This is a genomic window from Mesorhizobium sp. C089B (assembly GCF_030323125.1).
Classification (GTDB): Bacteria; Pseudomonadota; Alphaproteobacteria; order Rhizobiales; family Rhizobiaceae; genus Mesorhizobium.
In genome coordinates, this window is the sequence record NZ_CP100469.1 from 778,103 (window position 1) to 798,946 (window position 20,844).

Sequence of the window (20,844 nt, forward strand, 5' to 3'; positions counted from 1 at the left end):
CGACACCTCTCCCCCGATCGACGGGGTAGAGGAAGGGCGCGAACTTATGCAGACCGGCGCCTTTCCTCTCCCTCCGGAGGGGGAGAGGTGGCGCCGCGAAGCGGCGACGGAGTGGGGGAAGCCCTTCGCGAAACGCGAAGCCGCCGAAAAACGGCGGCAACTCGGCCAGCGCAAAAACTCAAACAAGAAATAACGTCATGACCAAGAAGCCGGAAAAGCCGGGCTCCGCCAGCATTCGTGTCCTCAAGACGCGGATCAAGAAGAAGAGCGGCCTGAAGGAATCGTCGCGCCGCTGGCTGCAGCGCCACATCAATGATCCCTATGTCCAGCGCTCCAAGGCCGACGGCTATCGCTCGCGCGCGGCCTACAAGCTGATCGAGATCGATGACAAGCATCATCTGCTGAAACCCGGCATGAAGGTCATCGATCTCGGTGCGGCCCCCGGCGGCTGGTGCCAGGTGGCGGCCGCGAGGACGAAATCGACGGCTGATAATCCACATGTCATCGGCATCGACTATCTCGAAATGGATGCGGTGCCGGGTGCGCCGGTGCTGCTGATGGATTTCCTCGACCCGGAAGCGCCGCAAAAGCTCGCCGAGGCGCTGGGCGGCGACCCCGATATCGTGTTGTCCGACATGGCCGCGCCGACCACCGGCCACAAGCGAACCGACCACATCCGCACCATGCATCTGTGCGAGGTGGCCGCCGATTTCGCGCTGTCGGTGCTGAAGCCGGGCGGGCACTTTTTGGCCAAGACGTTTCAAGGCGGCGCCGAAAACGAGCTGCTGTCGATGCTCAAGAAGAACTTCCGCTCGGTGCACCACGTGAAGCCGCCGGCGTCGCGGGATGAGTCGGTGGAGTTGTATTTGCTGGCGAAGGATTTTAAGGGCAGAGACGGCACGGCGTGAAAGACGCTTCGTAGCGCTCCGTCCCTCTGTCCTGCCGGACATCTCGCCCGCAAGGGGGGAGATTGGCAGCTGCGACCGCCTCGCCATTCCTTCAAAGTTGCAAGATTGGCGAAAGCCGCGTGATATCCGATCTCCCCCCTTGCGGGGGAGATGGCCGGCAGGCCAGAGGGGGGGTGTGAAGGATCGCCGACGTCGACGATTTTCGTCGCGCCGCCCCTTACTTCCCAGCCGTGCTCACCGGCTCCAGCGTCTTCGGCGTCGTCAGCCGGCCATGTCCCGATACGGCATTGCCGGCATCCGGCGCCAGCCGCATGAATGACACGGACGCTGCCGCCGACACCGCCGCCACGATGAAGAAGGCGATGTGGAAATCGCCGAGCGCCAGCGGTCCGCCACGGATCGAGGTCGAGACTTCCAGGATGCCGCCGGCCAGCGCCACGGCGAGCGCGATCGACAACTGCTGGAACACCGCCGTGATCGGCGTTGCCTTGCTGGTGTCTTCAGCCGTCACCTCGGCATAGGAGAGCGCGTTGACGCCGGTGAAGAACATCGAGCGGATAAACCCGCCGACCAGCAATATCGCCAGCATCAGCGCGTAAGGCGTCTCCGGCGTGAACAGGCCGTAGATGGCGATCGATGCGGCGGCGATCAGCGAGCCCCAGATCAGCACCCGGCGGAAGCCGGCGAGCCGGAAGATCAGCGCGGTGACGAACTTCATGCCAATGGCGCCGATGGCCGAGACGAAGGTGATCATGCCCGACTGGAACGGCGTCAGCCCGAAGCCGATCTGGAACATCAGGGGCAACAGGAACGGCACCGCGCCGATGCCGATGCGAAACAGCGAGCCGCCGAGCACCGAGGAGCGGAACACCTGGTTGCGGAACAGTTCCAGCGCCAGTAGGGGATTCTTGGCGCGCCGCGCATGCAGCAGATAGAGCACGCCGGAAATCAGCCCGACCGCCACGGTGATGAGGCCGGTCGCCGGCGGCAGATAGGGCAGGCTGACCACCGACAGGCCAAAGACGACGCCGGAGGCCGCCAGCCCGCTCAGCACGAAACCGACGAAATCGAGCGGCGGCGTCTCCATCGAGTCGGTTTGCGGCAGGAAGCGCGTCGCCAACCAGATGCCGATCAGGCCGATCGGCACGTTGATCAGAAAGATCCAGTGCCAGGTGAAATAAGTGGTGATGAAGCCGCCGATCGGTGGTCCGACGAGCGGTCCGACCAGCGCCGGCACCGTCAGCCACGACATGGCGGCAACCAGCTCGCTCTTCGGCGTCGCGCGCACCAGGACCAGCCGGCCGACCGGCGTCATCATGGCGCCGCCTATGCCTTGCAGGAAGCGCGAGACGACAAAGGCCGGCAGCGAGTTGGAGACGGCGCAGCAGACCGAGCCGACGATGAACACGCCGATCGCGGCGCGAAAAATGGTCTTGGCGCCGAACCGGTCGGCCATCCAGCCGCTGATCGGAATGAAGATGGCCAGCGACACCAGATAGGCGGTCAGCGCCAGCTTGAGCGCGATCGGGCTGGTGTGGATGTCGACGGCGATCGCCGGCAGCGATGTCGCAATGACGGTCGAATCCATGTTTTCCATGAACAAGGCGACCGCCAGAATGAGCGGAATGATGCGGTTCAACGAACGCGTCCGAACTGGTCTAAATGTGCCTGCCGGCCAATCCAGGCAATGAAAAGGCGGGCAAGCCGATACAAACGGGCGGTTATCACGCCTCAGGCGCGATGTCGCATTAATTTGCTGTCATTTTTGTGCGACCGTGGGCGGACAAGAGGCATCGCTGCGTTTCGCCACATTGAATGAACTTGCGAAAATTGACCGGGTTCACTATGCTGTAGTGAATATAACTACTATCTGGACAATGTCATGGAAGAAGCCGTTTCCGCAGCCGACGCCAACCGCAAATTCTCGCTCCTCCTGCGCGGTGTCCGCGAAGGACAGAGCTATGTCGTGACCAGCCATGGGCGCCCCGTGGCGCGGATCGTGCCTGCAGGGCAGCCCGACCCTGCGGCGTCTCGTTCGCGCACAGCGCTGCTGTCGCGCCTCGAACGCCAGCCTGTTGTAGAAGCCGGGCGCTGGAGCCGCGACGAGCTTTACGAGGACGAGCGGTGAAGGTCGCGCTCGATACCAACATCCTTGTTTATGCCGAGGGGATCAACGGAGCCGAGAAGCGCGACATCGTTTTCGGCCTGCTGCACGACATTGCGCAAGAGGCAGCCGTCATTCCAGTCCAAGTGCTCGGCGAATTGTTCACCGTTCTCACACGCAAGGCCGGACGATCACGTGCACAAGCGCGCGACGCCCTGTTGAGCTGGCGCGACGCGTTTCCGGTTGTCGGCACGACGCCGGAGGTGATGACGGTCGCGGCTGATCTTGCGACCGATCACCATTTCGGCATCTGGGATGCGACCATCCTGTCTGTTGCCTCGCAAACCGGTTGCCGGCTGCTGCTGTCGGAAGATCTGCAGGACGGCTTCACCTGGGGCGGCGTAACGGTCGTCAATCCTTTCGCGTCACCGCGCCATGTCTTGCTCGATGCCCTGTTGGGCAAGTCCGCCGAATAGGCCACGACCGGCTTTTCATCGGCGCCGCGACGTGTTACCAGCCAGCGCCAATCCTGAAAGGGAAGAAACGAGTCGGCGCTGTCCATTTCGGTCCAGCGCTTTTTGTATTCTCCAGCGCTTTTCGTATCCGAGGACTGGCCATGGCAAAAATCATCGAAACGTCCACCGGCGCGCTGGCGCTGACCTTTGACGACGTGCTGTTGCAGCCCGGTCATTCCGAGGTCATGCCCGGTGAGACCGACGTCCGCACCCGCATCGCCACCGACATCGACCTCAACGTGCCGATCCTGTCGGCCGCCATGGACACCGTCACCGAGGCGCGGCTCGCCATCGCCATGGCGCAGGCCGGCGGCATCGGCGTCATCCACCGCAATTTCTCGCCGGCCGAACAGGCCGAGCAGGTTCGCCAGGTCAAGAAGTTCGAATCGGGCATGGTCATCAATCCGGTCACCATCGGCCCCGACGCCACGCTCGCCGACGCGCTGGCGCTGATGCGCACCTATTCCATCTCGGGCATTCCGGTTGTCGAGAATGGCGGCACCGGCGGCCAGAAGATCGGCCGCCTGGTTGGTATCCTGACCAACCGCGACGTGCGCTTCGCCTCCGATCCGGGGCAGAAAGTCTACGAATTGATGACCCGTGAGAACCTGATCACGGTCAAGGAGAATGTCGACCAGGACGAGGCCAAGCGGCTGCTGCACCAGCACCGCATCGAAAAGCTCGTCGTCGTGGACAAGTCCGGCAATTGCGTCGGCCTGATCACCGTCAAGGACATCGAGAAGTCGCAGCTCAACCCGCACGCCAGCAAGGATGCGCAGGGGCGCCTGCGGGCGGCGGCCGCCACCAGCGTCGGCGATGACGGCTTCGAGCGCGCCGAGCGGTTGATCGATGCCGGTGTCGACCTCCTGGTCATCGACACCGCGCATGGCCATTCGCAGCGCGTGCTCGATGCGGTGACGCGGGCCAAGAAGCTTTCCAATTCCGTCCGCATCCTGGCCGGCAACGTCGCCACCGCCGAAGGCACGCAGGCGCTGATCGACGCCGGCGCCGATGCCGTCAAGGTCGGCATCGGCCCGGGCTCGATCTGCACCACGCGCATCGTCGCCGGCGTCGGCGTGCCGCAGCTTTCGGCGATCATGTCGGCGGTCGAGACGGCGCATAGATCAGGCGTGTCGGTCATCGCCGACGGCGGCATCAAATATTCGGGTGACCTGGCCAAGGCGCTTGCCGCGGGCGCCAGTGCGGCCATGATCGGTTCGCTGCTGGCCGGCACCGACGAAAGCCCGGGCGAGGTCTATCTGCATCAGGGCCGCTCCTTCAAGGCCTATCGCGGCATGGGCTCTGTCGGCGCCATGGCGCGCGGCTCGGCCGATCGCTACTTCCAGGCCGAGGTTCGCGACACGCTGAAACTGGTCCCGGAAGGCATTGAAGGGCAGGTGCCCTACAAGGGACCTGTGTCTGGCGTGCTGCACCAGCTTGCGGGCGGGCTAAAAGCCGCTATGGGTTATGTCGGTGGCCGCGACCTTGCCGATTTTCGCGAACGCGCCACCTTTGTGCGCATATCCAACGCCGGACTTCGTGAAAGCCACGCCCATGACGTCACGATTACCCGCGAAAGCCCGAACTATCCTGGCGGAGCCTGACCGGCAGCCAGAGCGGTACATGCTCTGGCGCCACCAGGCGACGATCGTGCTGCGGCTGGCGCGCCATGCCGGCGCGCTGTGCTTTGCCGCCGCGGCGGTTTTCATCATCATGACGCTGCTGGAATTCTTCTATTTCCGCCGGCTGAGCGGTGGCCTGCCGTCGCTCGACGTGCGCCTTGGCGGGTTCACGCCCGACGAGGGCATGGCCTGGCTGACGGCACTCGGCCGGCGCGGCAGCGAGATCATCCTGGTCTGGCACTATTTGACTTTCGACCTTCTCTTCCCGGCGCTGCTGTCGCTGACCATGGTCAGCCTGATCCTGGCAACCGGGCGGCGGCTGAAGAGTTTTCGTGCCATGCCGGTGCAGCTTCAGGCGCTGTTCGCGCTGGTAATCGTGCTGCCCTACACATGCGCCGACTACGCCCAGAACATTGCGGTGGCGCGGCTCTTGTCCGATGCGCTGTCGGCCAACCCGGATTCTCTGTCTTTCGCCTCGTCGCTGATCGTCACCAAATTCGCGCTGCTGGCGATCCCCGTCATCGTCATCGCGTTTTTGATCCTTGCCGCCCAGCGGCGTCCACAGGCATGAACGACAGAGCAGGGGCAACGCCATGAGCCAGACCGCGATTTTCTGGCCGATGCTGGCGCAGGTGTTGCTCGTCTATATCGTCTATGTCGTGATGGGCCGGCGCCGCTACGGCGCGGTCAAATCGGGCGAGGCCAAGGTCGGTCAATACAAGGTGCGCACGACCGAGCCCGGGTCGAGCGTCACGGTTGCCAACAATCTCATCAACCAGTTCGAACTGCCGGTGCTGTTCTATGTGCTGTGCCTGGCGCTGCACGCGACCAATGGCGTCAATTATCTGACCCTGGCCTTGATGTGGATTTTCGTGATTTCCCGCTATGGCCACGCCTGGGTCCACCTCACCAGCAACAATCTGCGGTTTCGCAGCCGCGCCTTCTACGTCGGCGCGATCATTCTCTTGCTGGCATGGATCTGGTTCGCGCTACACCTGCTCGGAGCGGTGTAGGGCAGTTGTTTACCCTCCCCCTTGTGGGAGGGTCGCTCCGCGCAGCGGAGCGGGGTGGGGGTCTACAAATCGAACACCGCGATCTTGCGCTTGTCGAACTTGATGCCGATTTCGCCGCGCACCAGCTTCAGTGCGGCTTCGCCGAACACGGCGCGTCGCCAGCCCTGCAGGGCCGGCACGTCGGCATCCTCGCCCTCGGCGGCGATGCGGTCGATGTCGTCGCTGGACGCCAGCACTTTCGAGGCGACGCCTTCCTTCTCGGCGACGATCCGCAACAGAACCTTCAGCAGCTCGGAGGCGGCATTGGAGCCCTCGGGCGGCTGAAAGCTCTTGGGCAGCTTCGGCATCTCTTCGCGGGGCAAAGCGAGCGCCGTGTTGACCGCGCCAAGCAATGCGGTAGCCGTCGACGAACGCTCCCAGCCTTTCGGCGTCGTGCGCAGCTTGCCCAACGCTGCCGCATCGCGCGGCGCCTGCTGGGCGACCTCGTATATGGCGTCGTCCTTGAGCACCCGGCCGCGCGGCACGTCACGCTCGCGCGCCTCGCGTTCGCGCCATGCCGCCACCGTCTGCACGATCGCCAGCTCCTGCGGCTTGCGCAGCCGCATCTTCAGCCGCTTCCAAGCGTCTTCGGGGTGCGGATCGTAGGTCTCGCGCGAAGTCAGCACCTCCATTTCCTCGTTTAGCCAATGGGCGCGGTTTTCCCGCTCCAGTTCGGCGCTGAGATGCTTGTAGACGTCGATCAGATGGGTGACGTCGGCCAAGGCATAGTCGAGTTGCTTGTCCGACAGCGGCCGGTGGCGCCAGTCGGTGAAACGCGAGGATTTGTCGAGCCGTGCGCCGGTGATGCGCTGCACCAGCTGATCGTAGGAGACGCTGTCGCCGAAGCCGCAGACCATGGCCGCGACCTGGGTGTCGAACACCGGATGGGGCACCAGATCGCCGAGATGGACGATGATTTCAATGTCCTGGCGCGCGGCATGGAAAACCTTGACCACCGCCTCATTGGCCATCAGCCGGAAGAACGGGGCGAGGTTGATGTCGGGCGCCAGCGGGTCGATCAGCGCGGTGACGCCGGGCGCCGCCATCTGGATCAGGCACAGAATCGGCCAGAATGTCGTTTCGCGGATGAATTCGGTGTCGACGGTGACGAAATCCGACTTTTCAAAAGCGGCGAGAACGGACTCGAGCTCATTTTGGGTGGTGATGACGTGCATCAAATCGCTTTTTAGTAACGGGTAAGGTTCTCTTTCAATTTCAGCCATGGGCGCTTTCGTCAAGCCGCCCTTCGGTCAAGTATCAGCCGATCCGTCGGAATCGCCATTTCTGCGCGCCAGCCGCGCGAAGACGGTTGATGTGCGCAGCAGCGCCGTGAAGCGGCTGCGCTTGCCCGCCGGCACGCTGCCGCGCACCTGCATGCGGTAGAGAATGACGGCGATGAGGGTGGCGTAGACGACTGCGCTGAAGACAAACAGGGCGCCCGGTCCGAAATATTGCATGGCCGTCGAGGCCGCGAAGGGGCCACCGATGGCGCCGAAGGAATAGAACAGCATCAACGCGGCATTGATCAGCACGAACTCGCCCTTGTCGGCGCGGTCGTTGGAATGCGCCGCCGACAGCGAATAGAGCGGCATGGCGAAGCTGCCGAAGATGAAGACGATGATCAAATTGAGGGTCGGATCGGCGCCGGCGACGAAGGCCAGCGCCAGCGCGGCGAACATGGCGCCGCATGTCGTGGCCAGAAGCACCGCGCGCCGATCCCAGCGGTCGGAGAGGTAGCCGAGCGGATACTGGATGAGGGCGCCGCCGAAGATGCCGACGCTGACGAAGGTGACGACATCGGCCACCGACATGCCGATCTGCTCGGCATAGACCGGCGACAGCGTGCGGAACGCGCTGTTGGTGACGCCGACGCAGATGCAGCCGAAGCAGCCGAGCGGCGAAATCCGCCAGACGCGGGCGAGATCGAGCTTGACGTCTTCCGGCGGCGTCGGGTTGGAGCGGTCGCCGAGCGACACCGGAACCAGCGACAGCGTGATCATCATCGACATGATGGCGAAGATGGCAAAGCCGCCGGGGCCGAAGATCGGGATCAGGAACTGCGCGCCGGTTACCGAGCCGATATCGACCATGCGGTAGATGGCGAGCACCCGCGCACGATCCTTGTTTTCGACGCCGGAGTTCAGCCAGGCTTCCATGACGGTGAACAGGCCGGCAAAGCAGAAACCGCCGGCAAAGCGCACCGCGCACCACATCACCGGATCGATCACCAGCACCAGGAGCAGCGTACTGGCCGCGGCGATGGCGGCCAGCGCTGAAAACGTCCGGACATGGCCGACTGCCTTGAGGATGCGGGTGACTGCGAGGCAACCAAGCAGGAAGCCGGCGAAATAGAACGTGCCCATCAGGCCGATGTCGGAGGCCGAAAACCCTTCCTGCGCGCCGCGCAACGCGATCAGCGTGCCCTGCAGCCCGTTGCCGCCAAGCAGGATGCCGGCGGCGATGAGGAGCGGGATCAGCGGGCGGATGGAGGACATACGGAACCGTTGCTTAGAGCATGATCCGAAAAGTGGGAACCGGTTTTCGGAAAAGATCATGCTTCGAGAAAGAGTTGGATGAGTGTGACGATCGACGAAACGTCATACTCGTCCAGGTGGCTCCACAGTTCTGAACCATCGGTGTGGCCAATGCCAGTGGCTTGTCCCGCCGCCAACAGGTGTGTGGCTTCAAGTGCGGCCGTTCAAGCTCCGTCGGCCCTCGCCAAAGCTTCGCTCGCCGGCGCAGGCTTGCCCCGGGACGCCCTTCGGCCAAGCGAGCCGGCAGTCAGCAGGCTGAGGATGATGAAGGGGATGCCGATACCGAAGGCCGAGCGAATGCCCCAATGGTCGGAGACGAAGCCGAGCAATGGCGGGCCGAGCAGGAAGGCGACGAAGGAGATCTGCGACAGCGCCGCGACATTGATTGCCGCGGAGCGGTCCGTGCGTTGGGCAGCCGCCGAGATCGCCAGCGGAAAGATCGCGCTGCTGCCAATGCCAAGTAGCGCAAAGCCCAGCATCGATACAAGCGGGGCAGGCGAGAAGAAGACGAGCAGCACGCCGACCGCCATCGTCGCCAGCAGCACCCGCGCCACGCCGCTCGGCGAGTGGCGGTCGACAAAGGAGTCGGCAAAGAAGCGCGTGGCCGCTTGCGAGAATGCAAACAGCGCCACCGTGAAACCGGCGACGAAAGGGCCCGCATCGAACACGGTGCGCATGTAGATTGCCGACCAGTCGATGCTGGCGCCTTCCATCAGCATCGCCGACAGCGTCACCGCGACGAGGACGAGGATAGGCAGCGTCGGCCGCGCCAGCCTTGCCGCCGTCTCGTCATTGCCGGCGAAGCGGCTCGGCGCCGGTTCGTAACCGCCGAGAAACAGCGCTATTCCTGTCGCCACCATCGGTACGACAATGGCCAGGTGCAGTTGCGGCGATATGCCGAGATGCGCAAGCGCGGCGCCGAACAGGCCGGCGCCGAAAAAGCCAATGCTCCAGAACGAATGCGCCCGGTTCATGATCCGGCGCTTGAGCAGGAATTCGGTTCTGTCGGCCTCGACGTTGAGAATGATCTCGACGCTGCCGATCATCAGGCCGACCGGAAACAGCATCAGGAACAGCGCAAGCGGCCCAGGCGCATGCACGGCAATGGCAAAGACAACCGACAAGAGCGGCACCAGCCCGAGCAGCGCGCGGCGGAAGCCGACGCGCTCCAGGATCGGCGCCGCCAGCGTCAGCGCGGTCAAGGTGCCGATCGGCGTCCCGATCAGGCTGAGCCCGAGCGTGCCGTCTCCTATGCCCATGGCATGCTTGATGTCGGGCAGCCGCGGGAAGATTTGGCCCATGGCGAACGAATAGATCGCAAAGCCGGCGTAGACCCGGTGTTGGGGAGCGAGGCGGAGGCCAAAGGTCATGACGATGCTTTCGGGGGAGAGAGCCGGCGATTGTCGTTGATATTCTCTTATCTTGCACAAACAGGCAAATCGTGCAAGAACGTGCACAAAGAAAGCAGGATCATGCAATGCTGACCGATGAGCGGCATCAAATCATTCGCGATCGCCTCGCCGTCGAGGGAAGGGTGCTGGCCGGCGAGCTGGCAAGCCGCTTCGGCGTTTCGGAGGACACGGTTCGCCGCGACCTCAGGGAACTCGCCAAGGCCGGGCAATGCCGCCGCGTCTATGGCGGTGCGGTCGCGCCCGCACCCTTCGCATCGACACCAGTCGGCCTGCGCGCCGGCCATGCGGTCGAAGAAAAGACGCGGCTGGCCCGCGCGACCGTGGCATTGCTTTCGGGCGGACAGACCCTGTTCATCGACAGCGGCTCGACCAATGCCGCGATCGCCAGGGCCATTCCGCGCGACCTCGAACTGACCGTCGCCACCAATTCCCTCGAAATCGCCTCTGTCCTGTCAGACCACGCTTTGGTCGAACTGATTGTGCTGGGCGGCCGGTTCGACCGCCACCTCGGCGCCTGCGTCGGCGCCGACACGCTTGCCGCCGTCGCGCAACTTGGCGCGGATCTGTTTGTTCTCGGCTCCTGCGGCCTCGATGCGTCGCGCGGCGTCACGGCCTTCGATTCGGCTGAGGCCGAGGTAAAGCGGGCCATGGCCAAGAACAGCGCAGGCATCGTCATCGCTGTAACCAACGACAAGCTGGCCACAGCCGCACCCTACCGGGTCGCCAGGCCAGAGGCGATCCGCCATCTCGTGGTCGAAAAGACCGCGCCGGCCGCGATCCTCGCCGACTTCGAGCGTCAGGGCGCCGAAATCCACTTCGCCTGAACAATGGGCCTGCGCCGGATCACCCGGCTTGCCTTGACAAATCGGGCCTCCCATGCGCTTTTCGCGCAAATTTTGGACCGGGCTTTGACGCTCGGCCCACAACCCAGCACCCCGGACTTTTGACATGACAATGCATCGTTACCGCAGCCACACCTGTGCCCAGTTGAGAAAGAGCGATGTCGGCTCTTCGGTTCGCCTGTCGGGCTGGGTGCATCGCGTGCGCGATCATGGCGGCCTGCTGTTCATCGATCTGCGCGACCATTACGGCCTGACCCAGATCGTCGCCGATCCGGATTCGCCCGCCTTCAAGGTGGCCGAGACGCTGCGTGGCGAATGGGTGATCCGCGTCGACGGCGAGGTCAAGGCGCGCCTGCCGGACACCACCAACGCCAACCTGCCGACCGGCGAGATCGAGATTTTTGCGCGCGAGATCGAGGTGCTGTCGGCAGCCAAGGAATTGCCGCTGCCGGTGTTCGGCGAGCCCGACTATCCCGAAGACATCCGCCTGAAGTACCGTTTCCTCGACCTGCGCCGCGAGACGCTGCACAGGAACATCGTGGCGCGCACGAAAATCATCGCCGAGATGCGCAAGCGTATGACCGATGTCGGCTTCACCGAATTCTCGACGCCGATCCTGACGGCCTCGTCGCCGGAAGGTGCGCGCGACTTCCTGGTGCCGTCGCGCATCCATCCCGGCACCTTTTACGCGCTGCCGCAGGCGCCGCAACAGTACAAGCAGCTGATCATGGTCTCCGGCTTCGACCGCTATTTCCAGATCGCGCCCTGCTTCCGCGACGAGGACCCGCGCGCCGACCGTCTGCCCGGCGAATTCTACCAGCTCGACCTCGAAATGAGCTTCGTCGAGCAGGACGACGTGCTGTCGACCATGGAACCGGTGATGCGCGGCGTCTTCGAGACCTTCGCCAACGGCAAGCCGGTGACGCAGACATTCCAGCGCATCCCGTACGATGTCGCGATGCGCAAATATGGCTCCGACAAGCCGGACCTGCGCAACCCGATCGAGATGCAGGCCGTCTCCGACCATTTTCGCGATTCCGGCTTCAAGGTCTTCGCCAACATCCTGGCCAACGATCCGAAGGCCGAAGTGTGGGGCATTCCGGCCAAGACCGGCGGCAGCCGCGCCTTCTGCGACCGCATGAACTCGTGGGCGCAGGGCGAGGGCCAGCCGGGACTGGGTTACATCTTCTGGCGCAAGGAAGGCGACAAGCTTGAAGGCGCCGGTCCATTGGCCAAGAACATCGGCGAGGAGCGCACCGAGGCGATCCGTCAGCAGCTCGGCCTTGCCGATGGCGACGCCGCCTTCTTCGTCGCCGGCGATCCGAAGAAGTTCGTTACCTTCGCCGGTGCCGCGCGTACGCGTGCCGGCGAGGAGCTGAACCTTGTCGACCGCGAGCGTTTTGAACTGTGCTGGATTATCGACTTCCCCTTCTATGAATGGGACGAGGAGGCGAAAGCGATCGATTTTGCCCACAACCCGTTCTCGATGCCGCAAGGTGGTATGGAAGCTCTGACGACCAAGGATCCGCTGGAAATCAAGGCCTTCCAGTACGACATGGTTTGCAACGGCTTCGAGATCGCCTCGGGCGGCATCCGCAACCATCTGCCCGAAACCATGGTCAAGGCATTCGAGATACGCGGCCTCGACCGCCAGACCGTCGAGGAGCGTTTCGGCGGCCTCTATCGCGCCTTCCAGTATGGCGCGCCGCCGCATGGCGGCATGGCGGCCGGCGTCGACCGTGTCGTCATGCTGCTGGTCGGCGCCAAGAACCTGCGCGAGATCACCATGTTCCCGATGAACCAGCAGGCCTACGATTTGTTGATGAACGCGCCTTCGGAAGCCTCGCCGCAGCAGTTGCGTGATCTGTCGCTGCGTGTCGCGGCAGTGAAGAAGGACTGACAGCAGCGTTGCAACTGCCCTTTCTCCCCGTCTCTATTCGGGGAGAAATGTCCGGCAGGACAATGAGGGGCAGCACGCATGCAGGCGATTGGCGAACGGCCTTAGCAGTTGGCGCCTTCTGACAATCGGTTCAGCATCGAACTACAATTTGCAGGCGTTGGCGCCGCCCCTCATCTGCCTGCCGGCACCTTCTCCCCGTATAGTGACGGGGAGAAGGGAGCGAACTTCGATCAGTCTTCGTTGGCCTTGACATGGACGCCCAGCGTCTTGGTCAGGTCGGCCGGGTTGGACATGGCACCGGCCATGATCAGCGCGAACGGCACCGCTGCCGGCGGCTCGGCCGAAATCTCGAGGCTCTTCGGATCGTCGAGGTACTTGCTCACCGCGGCCGTCACTTCGGCGGTCAGTTCGGGATTGTTGAGCTGTGCCATGCCGAACGGCACAATCGCCTTGGCCTGGTTGGCGATGTCCTTGCCCGACATGCCCTGCTGCTTGCCGACATATTCAAGCACCTTGCCGGTCAGCGAATCGTCGTCGAAGCGGATCGACGCGCTGTTGAAGGAAAGCTGCTGCAAAAGGCCGAGCAGGGCCATGCCTTGCGCCGAATTGTCGGCGCCTTCGGGCTGCGCCGCCATCTTTTTCTGCATCTCCTGCAGCGACTTGACGAAGTCGACCGTGTAGCCGCCGAGGCCGAAGGTCATGCCGAGCGTGCCGGCATTCTCGACCGAGATATCGTATTTCGACAGGTCCATCTTGCCGTCGCTCGGCTGCCAGGTGCCGCCGATCTCGATATTGCCCGTTATGTTCTGGTAGCCGAGGGCCTCGATGGCTTCCTTGGACTTCGCATCGTCGACCAGGGTCAGGTCGGCGTTGAACTTTTCCGTGGTGGCGGAAAACTCCATCGCCTTGCCGTCGGCCGGCGGCGTGATCTGGACAGCAAGCCCATCCACCGAGAAGGCGGTCTTGTCGGCAACCTTGACCGTCAGGTTTTCGAGTTCGGCCGACTTGTAGATCATCATCGAGCCGAGCGGGCCTGTAGCGCCCTCAGCCGGGATGTTGGCGTCGTGGATGACGAAGGGGTGAGGTTGAGCGTGACGCCGTCCTTGCTGTGCTCGAAGGCCGAAGTCGTGATGGTCGCGACATCGAAGCCGCCATTGGCTTCGGTCACGCCCTCGAGCTTGACGTCGCCGATCGGCAGCGCCTCCTTTTCGGCCGCCGGTTTGACCGACACGCCCTGCAGCACCATGCTGGAATTGTCGCCGGTAACGCCGGTCCAGGTGATATCGACGCCCTGGACGGCAAGTGCGGCCTTCAGTCGGTCGGCAACCGCCGTGTCTTGCGCAAAGGCGGCATTCAGCGGCAGCGTCAGCAAAAAGGTCGAAAAAGCAAGTTTCTTGAGTGTCGAACGTTGGATTGTCATCGCGAGTTCCCTGAGAGAGTCCTGAAAAAGTGTTTTCTCAATTCTACGCCATCACCATTCCGTGACGAACTGGACGGGAAAAAGGCGCTTTCCCGCAGAGTTGTCGAAAATCACGGCGAAAGGCAAATCGGAGCGGGAGCCTTCGCCCGATGCGGTGAATATGTCATGAAGGTCGGGCTCCCCTGCGTACCGTCTCCTGCCTTAGAGAGGGCGTGTAACAGATTGATGTTGGTTGGCAACAGCGCTGCTACCGTTGCTGTTGCACAGGGACGGCAAGGGGGAACATGAAGTCCGTCACATCCATTGTCGGACCTTGAGCCGCGCTCGTAAGCCCAAAGGCTGCAAAGTGCGGAGTTTCCGCAGCCCCGCCTTGCCGCGAATCACCCGCTCGGCTAGTCCAGCCGCATGGGAAAAAGGATTTTGCCGCCTGAAAATGGCGGCGGTGACCACATCGAACCGGTCGATCTGAAGAAGGCGCTGGAAGAGCGCTATCTCGCCTATGCGCTCTCGACCATCATGCACCGGGCGCTGCCTGACGTGCGCGACGGGCTGAAGCCTGTGCATCGCCGCATCATGCATGCCATGCGGCTGCTCAGGCTCAACCCCGACCAGGGCTTTGCCAAATGCGCCCGCATCGTCGGCGACGTGATGGGCAAGTTCCATCCGCATGGCGACCAGTCGATCTACGACGCGCTGGTGCGCCTGGCGCAGGATTTCTCCATGCGCTATCCCCTCGTCGACGGGCAGGGCAATTTCGGCAATATCGACGGCGATAACGCCGCCGCCATGCGCTATACCGAGGCGCGCATGACCGAGGTGGCGAGCGATTTGCTTGCCGGCATCACCGAGGACGCCGTCGATTTCCGGCCAACCTACAATGAGGAGGACGAGGAGCCCGTAGTGCTTCCCGGCGCCTTCCCGAATCTGCTCGCCAACGGTTCCTCCGGCATTGCGGTCGGCATGGCCACCTCCATCCCGCCGCACAATGCCGCCGAGCTTTGCAACGCGGCGCTGCAGTTGATCGAGCAGCCGGACGCGCCCGTGACAAAGCTGATGGAGTTCGTCCAGGGGCCGGATTTCCCGACCGGCGGCATCATCGTCGACAGCCGCGCATCCATCCTGGAGGCCTATGAGACCGGCCGCGGCGGTTTTCGCGTGCGCGCCAAATGGGGCCAGGAGGATCAGGGCAGGGGCACCTGGAGCATCGTCGTCACTGAAATCCCCTACGGCATCCAGAAGGCCAGGCTGATCGAGAAGATCGCCGAGCTTTTGATCGCGCGCAAATTGCCGCTGCTTGAGGATGTCAGGGATGAAAGCGCCGAGGACGTCCGCATTGTGCTCGTACCGAAAAGCCGTTCGGTCGATCCCGGCATTCTGATGGAATCGCTGTTCAAGCTGACCGAGCTCGAAAGCCGGTTTCCCCTCAACATGAACGTTTTGTCGCGCGGCAAGGTGCCCAACGTCCTGTCGCTGAAGGGCGTGCTGAAGGAGTGGCTCGACCATCGGCGCGATGTGCTGATCCGCCGCTCGAAGCATCGGCTTGGCGAGATCGAGAAGCGGCTGGAAATCCTTGCCGGCTACCTGATCGCCTATCTCAACATCGACGAGGTCATCAGGATCATCCGCGAGGAGGATGAGCCCAAGCAGGTGATGATGGCCCGTTGGTCGCTCACCGACACCCAGGCCGAAGCCATCCTCAACATGCGGCTGCGGGCCTTGCGCAAGCTGGAAGAGTTCGAGATCCGCAAGGAGTTCGACGGTCTCACCACCGAGAAGAAGCAGATCGAGGCATTGCTCGCATCCGACGCCAAGCAATGGTCGACGATCAAATGGGAAGTCACGCAGGTTCGCGACAAGTTCGGCCCCGAGACCGAACTCGGCAAGCGCCGCACCCAGTTCGCCGACGCGCCGGAGCATGATCTGACCGACATTGCCCACGCCATGATCGAGCGCGAGCCGGTCACCGTGGTGGTCTCGGAAAAGGGCTGGCTGCGGGCGATGAAAGGCCATTTGGCCGACCATTCCACGCTCACCTTCAAGGAAGGCGACAGCCTCAAGCTCGCCTTCCATGCCCAGACCACCGACAAGATCCTGGTCTTCACCACCGGCGGCAAATTCTACACCATCGGCGCCGACCGGCTGCCGGGCGGCCGCGGCCATGGCGAACCGATCCGCATCATCGTCGACATGGACAACGACCAGGACATCGTCACCGCCTTTGTCCACGACCCGAAGCGCAAGCTGCTGCTCGTCTCCTACGATGCCAATGGTTTCGTCGTGCCGGAGGAGGAGGTCGTCGCCAACACCCGAAAGGGCAAGCAGGTGATGAACGTCAAGGCGCCCGACGAGGCCAAGGCCTGCGTCCCGGTTTCCGGCGATCATCTCGCAATTGTCGGCGAGAACCGCAAGATGCTGGTGTTTGCGCTCTCCGAAATTCCCGAGATGGGCCGCGGCAAGGGCGTTCGCCTGCAGAAATACAAGGATGGCGGTCTGCTCGACCTGAAACCCTTCACGCTGGCGAGCGGCCTGTCCTGGCAGGATTCCGCCGACCGCACCTTCGTCAGGTCGCGCGAGGAGCTGGCGGAATGGATCGGCGCGAGAGCGTCGGCCGGACGGATGGTGCCGAAGGGATTCCCGCGGACGGGGAAATTTGGTTGAAGCTGCTGATCTCCCCCAAGTGGGGGAGATGGCCGGCAGGCCAGAGGGGGGCGCTGTCCGCCAGCGCATCAAATGGTCATGGCTCGCCACTCGGTCGCAACTCTTGGGTCTTCAATGTCGGGTGCCAGGCGGCGATCCTTCGCGCCCCCCTCTGTCCTGCCGGACATCTCCCCCACAAGGGGGGAGATTGGCAGCTTCAACAACCATTTGGACTATCGTCACGATTGCGGCACTATAACAGTGCATAAACGCTGTGTAGGCTGGGGAGAATTGACCGTTTGAAGGAAGCGAAGATCCAGAAGCCGGAACGTCAGCAGCGCCTGTTCGGCCTGTCGACGCCGTTGCGAGCCGCCGTCATCCCGCCGCTGTCGGCGGCGCGCTGGCTGTTGGTGCTGATCGTCGCCGCCGGCGTCTATTTCTTCCACGGGTTCCTGTTTCCCGTGCTGGCAGCCCTCGTCATTGCTTTTGCCAGCTGGCCGCTCTACCGCCGGCTGCTTGCCGGTGTCGGCGGTAACCGCACCGTCGCCGCGACGCTCGCCATCCTGTTCATCCTCGCCTTCCTGGTGGTGCCGATAGCGCTCGCCGGCACCTACGCCATCAACGAGGTCCGCGAATGGGTCGGCTGGGCGATCGAGACCAACAGGCACGGCGCGGTCACACCGCACTGGATCACCTCGCTGCCTGTCGTCGGCGAGTGGCTGAACGAACAGTGGATCGACAATTTCGGCCATCCCGGCGGCATCGGCGAGCTGATCCAGCTGGTCAGCGGCGCCAATATCGGCAGCATCTATCGCGGCGTGCTGGCTGCCGGCGGCAGCGCCTTCGGCCTGTTGCTGACGCTGCTGTTCATGATGATCGCGCTGTTCTTCGCCTACCGCGACGGCGAACACTTTGCCAGCCAGATCGACCGGCTCGGCGAACGCATCCTGCCGACGCGCTGGGAGCGGATTTCGCGCGTCGTGCCGGCGACCATTTCCTCGACCGTTACCGGCATGACCGTGATCGCCATCGGCGAGGGGCTGGTGCTCGGCATCGCCTACTGGCTGGCCGGGGTGCCGTCGCCGGTGACGCTGGGCGCATTGACCGGCGTGATGGCGCTGATCCCCGGCGGCGCGCCGCTGTCGTTTACGCTTGTGTCGATCTACCTCGCCGCCAGCGGCTCGCCGATGGCGGGTCTGGCGCTGTTCATCTGGGGCGCAGTGGAACTGTTCATCGTCGACAAGACCTTGCGCCCGAAGCTGGTCGGCGGGCCGATCAAGCTGCCCTTCCTGCCGACCTTTTTCGGCCTGATCGGCGGCGTAAAGACAATGGGCTTTCTCGGCCTGTTCATCGGCCCGGTGCTGATGGCGCTGCTCGTCGCGATCTGGCGCGAATGGCTGCGCGAGGTGGAACTGGCCGAAGACACCGTTCCCGACGCGGCGGCCGAGCTCGAAGGCGGGCCGCCGCAGATCGAGATTGTCGCCGGCCCGGCGAAGAAAAGTCAGGCTGGGTAAGCGACGGCGAGCGCTGCCCGGCGCTTGCGCCCTTCATGCAACTGCCACAGGGAATGGGCAACCAGCGTGACGATCAGGATCACGCCGCCGATCAAGCTGTTGCGCGACGGCGTCTCGGCAAAGATCATCCATATCCAGACCGGCGCCAAAACCGTTTCCAGGAGATAGAACATCGCCACTTCCGGGCCTGAAATGTATTTCGGCCCGTTGGCTAGGCAGAAGAAGGCGAACGGCATGATGACGGCGCCGTTGAAAACGATCCACCATGGCGCTTCCACCTGGAAACCGGTCCTGGAGACCATGAGCGCCGCCAGCCCGAACGGCAGCAGGACGCCGGTCAGCGCGGTGAATCCCATATCCCTGCCGCTGGCGCGTGAAACGGTGATTGCGCAGGCAATCGCCAAGGCCGAACACAGCGCCATCACATCGCCGAACAGATTTCCCGTGCCGACGGAATCGCCGACGATGATCGCGATGCCGACGATCATCAGCGCCATTGCCGCAAGCGTCAGCGGCTGCGGTCGCTCCTTCAGGAACAGCCACGAGAGCAGCGCCGAGAACATGGTGGAGAAGGCCAGGATGAAAACCAGATTGGCGGTCGAGGTGTTGTAGACGGCAGTGATGAAGGCGATTGCGCCGAGCCCGTAGAGTGTGGCGACCACGAGCCCCGACCAGCCGGGTATCAGCTGCGGAGCATTCTTGCTGAACGAGCGCCAGATGGCCCATACGATCAGCCCTGCCACGAAGGTGCAGCCGGTTCGCAGCAAAAGGATCGTCCAGGCTTCGCCATGGGCGAGCCGGATCAGGGGAATGTCGATGGTCAGCGCCAGCCCGCCAAGCGCGGTGAGCAGAAGTCCTTTGGTGTGGGAATTGTGAGAGGACATGCAACGGCTTTCGCAATGATTTGAGCAGATGCCGGTCGGCGCAATCGCCCCGCCAACGGGCGGAAAGACCAGCATCGTCTCGGCTGAAAATGTTTAGATCAGGATTTGGTAAGAAGAAAAATCAGCGCGTGACCGCTTCGTGGTCGTAGCGTTCCCAGCCCTTCGGGCCGAGATGCTCCTGCGGCATGAAGCGCATCTTGTAGTTCATCTTGCGCGAGCCGTTGACCCAGTAGCCGAGATAGACGTGGGGCAAGCCCATGGCCCGGGCGCGGGCGATATGGTCGAGGATCATGAAGGTGCCGAGCGACCGGTCCTCGAACTCGGGATTGAAGTAGGAATAGACCATCGACAGGCCATCGGCCATCTTGTCGGTCAGCGCCACGGCGATCAGCTCGCCCTGGCCCTTGCCGGTGATGAATGTGTCGGGGCCGCGGCGCCGGTATTCGATCACCTTGGTGTCGACATGGGTATCCTCGACCATCATGGCGTAGTCGAGCACCGTCATGTCGGACATGCCGCCGCGGCGATGGCGAGCGTCGAGATAGCCGCGAAACAGCGAATACTGCTCGGTCGACGGCTGCGCGTCGTGCATGGCGCCGATCAGATCGGAATTGCGCTGGATCACCCGCTTCATGTTGCGGCTGGCGGTGAACTCCTGCGCCAGGATGCGCACCGAGACGCAGGCGCGGCAGGTCTCGCAGGCGGGACGGTAAGCGATGTTCTGCGAGCGCCGGAAACCGCCTTGCGTCAACAGGTCGTTCATCTCCGGCGCCTTGTCGCCGACCAGATGCGTGAACACCTTGCGTTCGAACTGGCCCTCGAGATACGGGCACGGCGATGGCGCGGTCAGGAAGAACTGCGGCGACTGGGTCGGATGGTGCGTCATCGAACGTTGGGAACACTCCTGCGAATCGCTCTACCTTTGGCTTGGCTGGCGAAAAATTCAACAGGATTGTGAAGGCGGGGTTGAACGGACCCCTTCACATTTGCGCACAAATGCCTGTTGGCGTCGGTTGAACGCCGGTTCAACGGTCGCTGCGCCTGACGGCCGTGCCAAGCAGCAGGTCGTGCAGTGTGCGCTTGCGATCGGAAAACAGCGTCACCAGGAGGACGAGCGGCGTCAGGATGACCGTGCTCGCCCAGAACAGCACCGAATGGACAACGGCGGTGAGGCCGTCGGTACGGCTGCCGTCGAGACGATCGAGCCGAATGCCCATCATCTTCATGCCTGAGGTGGCCTGGTTGCGACCGCCCAGCGTGTTCCAGATGTAGAGAATGGCGACCGCCGGCACGAGGATGGAATACAGCGCCCAGCCAAGACCGAATGTCAAAAGGCCAAGCACGGCCACCAGGATCGCGAACGGAATGGTGAGCAGCGCCACGATGCAATAGTCGATGATGAAGGCCAGGATGCGCCGCGTGCGCACACCGTCATAGGCCCTGACGTCGTCGAGCCTGCTGGTGATGATTTCGCCGTCAAGTACGCGCGCGTTCATGTCA

Annotated in this window: 19 protein-coding genes; 10 read left to right on the forward strand and 9 right to left on the reverse strand. The window is 63.3% G+C overall.

All coding sequences use genetic code 11. The annotated features are described in order from the left end of the window. The first annotated feature begins 197 nt into the window (after positions 1–197). On the forward strand, positions 198–908 hold the full coding sequence (locus NLY44_RS03875; RefSeq protein ID WP_023694903.1) for an RlmE family RNA methyltransferase: 711 nt from the start codon (positions 198–200) through the stop codon (positions 906–908). Positions 909–1,125: 217 nt separating this feature from the next. On the opposite strand, the gene NLY44_RS03880 is transcribed toward NLY44_RS03875, so the two are convergent. Continuing rightward, positions 1,126–2,547 carry an MFS transporter gene (locus NLY44_RS03880; RefSeq protein ID WP_023805084.1) on the reverse strand — a complete coding sequence of 474 codons (1,422 nt, stop codon included), beginning with the start codon at positions 2,545–2,547 and terminating at the stop codon, positions 1,126–1,128. 243 nt (positions 2,548–2,790) lie between these two features. On the opposite strand from NLY44_RS03880, the gene NLY44_RS03885 reads away from it, so the two are divergent. The 5 genes from NLY44_RS03885 to NLY44_RS03905 all read left to right on the forward strand — a co-directional run bounded on the left by NLY44_RS03885 (position 2,791) and on the right by NLY44_RS03905 (position 6,162). Then, positions 2,791–3,036, forward strand: coding sequence for a type II toxin-antitoxin system Phd/YefM family antitoxin (locus NLY44_RS03885; RefSeq protein ID WP_023673036.1), 246 nt, complete (start codon positions 2,791–2,793; stop codon positions 3,034–3,036). Continuing rightward, a complete protein-coding gene (locus NLY44_RS03890) occupies positions 3,033–3,488 on the forward strand; it encodes a PIN domain-containing protein (protein ID WP_023673035.1) in 456 nt (151 codons plus the stop codon). The genes NLY44_RS03885 and NLY44_RS03890 overlap by 4 nt, the downstream gene beginning before the upstream one ends. A gap of 140 nt (positions 3,489–3,628) precedes the next feature. Then, positions 3,629–5,131 carry an IMP dehydrogenase gene (gene guaB / locus NLY44_RS03895; RefSeq protein WP_023715381.1) on the forward strand — a complete coding sequence of 501 codons (1,503 nt, stop codon included), beginning with the start codon at positions 3,629–3,631 and terminating at the stop codon, positions 5,129–5,131. A 19-nt stretch (positions 5,132–5,150) separates the two neighbouring features. Beyond that, entirely contained in the window at positions 5,151–5,720 is a 570-nt protein-coding gene (locus tag NLY44_RS03900) for a hypothetical protein (protein WP_023673033.1), read from the forward strand. Between the two features lie 22 nt (positions 5,721–5,742). Next, on the forward strand, positions 5,743–6,162 hold the full coding sequence (locus tag NLY44_RS03905; protein ID WP_023673032.1) for an MAPEG family protein: 420 nt from the start codon (positions 5,743–5,745) through the stop codon (positions 6,160–6,162). Between the two features lie 62 nt (positions 6,163–6,224). Here NLY44_RS03905 and rnd read toward each other — a convergent pair whose 3' ends face one another. The 3 genes from rnd to NLY44_RS03920 all read right to left on the reverse strand — a co-directional run bounded on the left by rnd (position 6,225) and on the right by NLY44_RS03920 (position 10,105). After that, positions 6,225–7,376 carry a ribonuclease D gene (gene rnd, locus NLY44_RS03910; protein ID WP_023682426.1) on the reverse strand — a complete coding sequence of 384 codons (1,152 nt, stop codon included), beginning with the start codon at positions 7,374–7,376 and terminating at the stop codon, positions 6,225–6,227. A gap of 75 nt (positions 7,377–7,451) precedes the next feature. Then, positions 7,452–8,696, reverse strand: a complete 1,245-nt coding sequence (locus NLY44_RS03915; RefSeq protein ID WP_023805085.1) for an MFS transporter — start codon at positions 8,694–8,696, stop codon at positions 7,452–7,454. Between the two features lie 203 nt (positions 8,697–8,899). After that, positions 8,900–10,105, reverse strand: a complete 1,206-nt coding sequence (locus tag NLY44_RS03920; protein ID WP_023743630.1) for an MFS transporter — start codon at positions 10,103–10,105, stop codon at positions 8,900–8,902. A 107-nt stretch (positions 10,106–10,212) separates the two neighbouring features. Here NLY44_RS03920 and NLY44_RS03925 point away from each other — a divergent pair, with 107 nt between their 5' ends. Further along, on the forward strand, positions 10,213–10,971 hold the full coding sequence (locus NLY44_RS03925) for a DeoR/GlpR family DNA-binding transcription regulator (RefSeq protein WP_023743629.1): 759 nt from the start codon (positions 10,213–10,215) through the stop codon (positions 10,969–10,971). Between the two features lie 130 nt (positions 10,972–11,101). Continuing rightward, entirely contained in the window at positions 11,102–12,889 is a 1,788-nt protein-coding gene (gene aspS / locus NLY44_RS03930; RefSeq protein ID WP_023805086.1) for an aspartate--tRNA ligase, read from the forward strand. A gap of 230 nt (positions 12,890–13,119) precedes the next feature. On the opposite strand, the gene NLY44_RS03935 is transcribed toward aspS, so the two are convergent. Together NLY44_RS03935 and NLY44_RS33170 are read right to left on the reverse strand one after the other, a co-directional pair. Further along, complete coding sequence (locus NLY44_RS03935; RefSeq protein WP_286456704.1) at positions 13,120–13,908, reverse strand: aq_1923 C-terminal domain; 789 nt, start codon at positions 13,906–13,908, stop codon at positions 13,120–13,122. Beyond that, positions 13,905–14,309, reverse strand: coding sequence for a hypothetical protein (locus NLY44_RS33170; RefSeq protein ID WP_286456706.1), 405 nt, complete (start codon positions 14,307–14,309; stop codon positions 13,905–13,907). Before NLY44_RS33170 ends, NLY44_RS03935 begins: the two co-directional genes overlap by 4 nt. 405 nt (positions 14,310–14,714) lie before the next feature. Between NLY44_RS33170 and parC the strand changes: the two genes are divergently transcribed. Next, positions 14,715–16,967 carry a DNA topoisomerase IV subunit A gene (gene parC / locus NLY44_RS03945; RefSeq protein ID WP_023694915.1) on the forward strand — a complete coding sequence of 751 codons (2,253 nt, stop codon included), beginning with the start codon at positions 14,715–14,717 and terminating at the stop codon, positions 16,965–16,967. Positions 16,968–17,245: 278 nt separating this feature from the next. Continuing rightward, complete coding sequence (locus NLY44_RS03950; RefSeq protein WP_023727506.1) at positions 17,246–18,460, forward strand: AI-2E family transporter; 1,215 nt, start codon at positions 17,246–17,248, stop codon at positions 18,458–18,460. Here NLY44_RS03950 and NLY44_RS03955 read toward each other — a convergent pair. From NLY44_RS03955 to NLY44_RS03965, 3 genes are all read right to left on the reverse strand, one after another. Further along, positions 18,448–19,344 (reverse strand): DMT family transporter, encoded by an 897-nt coding sequence (locus NLY44_RS03955; RefSeq protein WP_023805087.1) that lies wholly within the window; start codon positions 19,342–19,344, stop codon positions 18,448–18,450. The two genes, NLY44_RS03950 and NLY44_RS03955, sit on opposite strands and share 13 nt — an antisense overlap. A gap of 121 nt (positions 19,345–19,465) precedes the next feature. Further along, positions 19,466–20,230, reverse strand: a complete 765-nt coding sequence (locus NLY44_RS03960) for an arginyltransferase (protein ID WP_023682417.1) — start codon at positions 20,228–20,230, stop codon at positions 19,466–19,468. Between the two features lie 139 nt (positions 20,231–20,369). Further along, positions 20,370–20,840: an RDD family protein gene (locus NLY44_RS03965; protein ID WP_023805088.1), complete on the reverse strand. Its 471-nt coding sequence runs from the start codon at positions 20,838–20,840 to the stop codon at positions 20,370–20,372. Positions 20,841–20,844 lie beyond the last annotated feature (4 nt).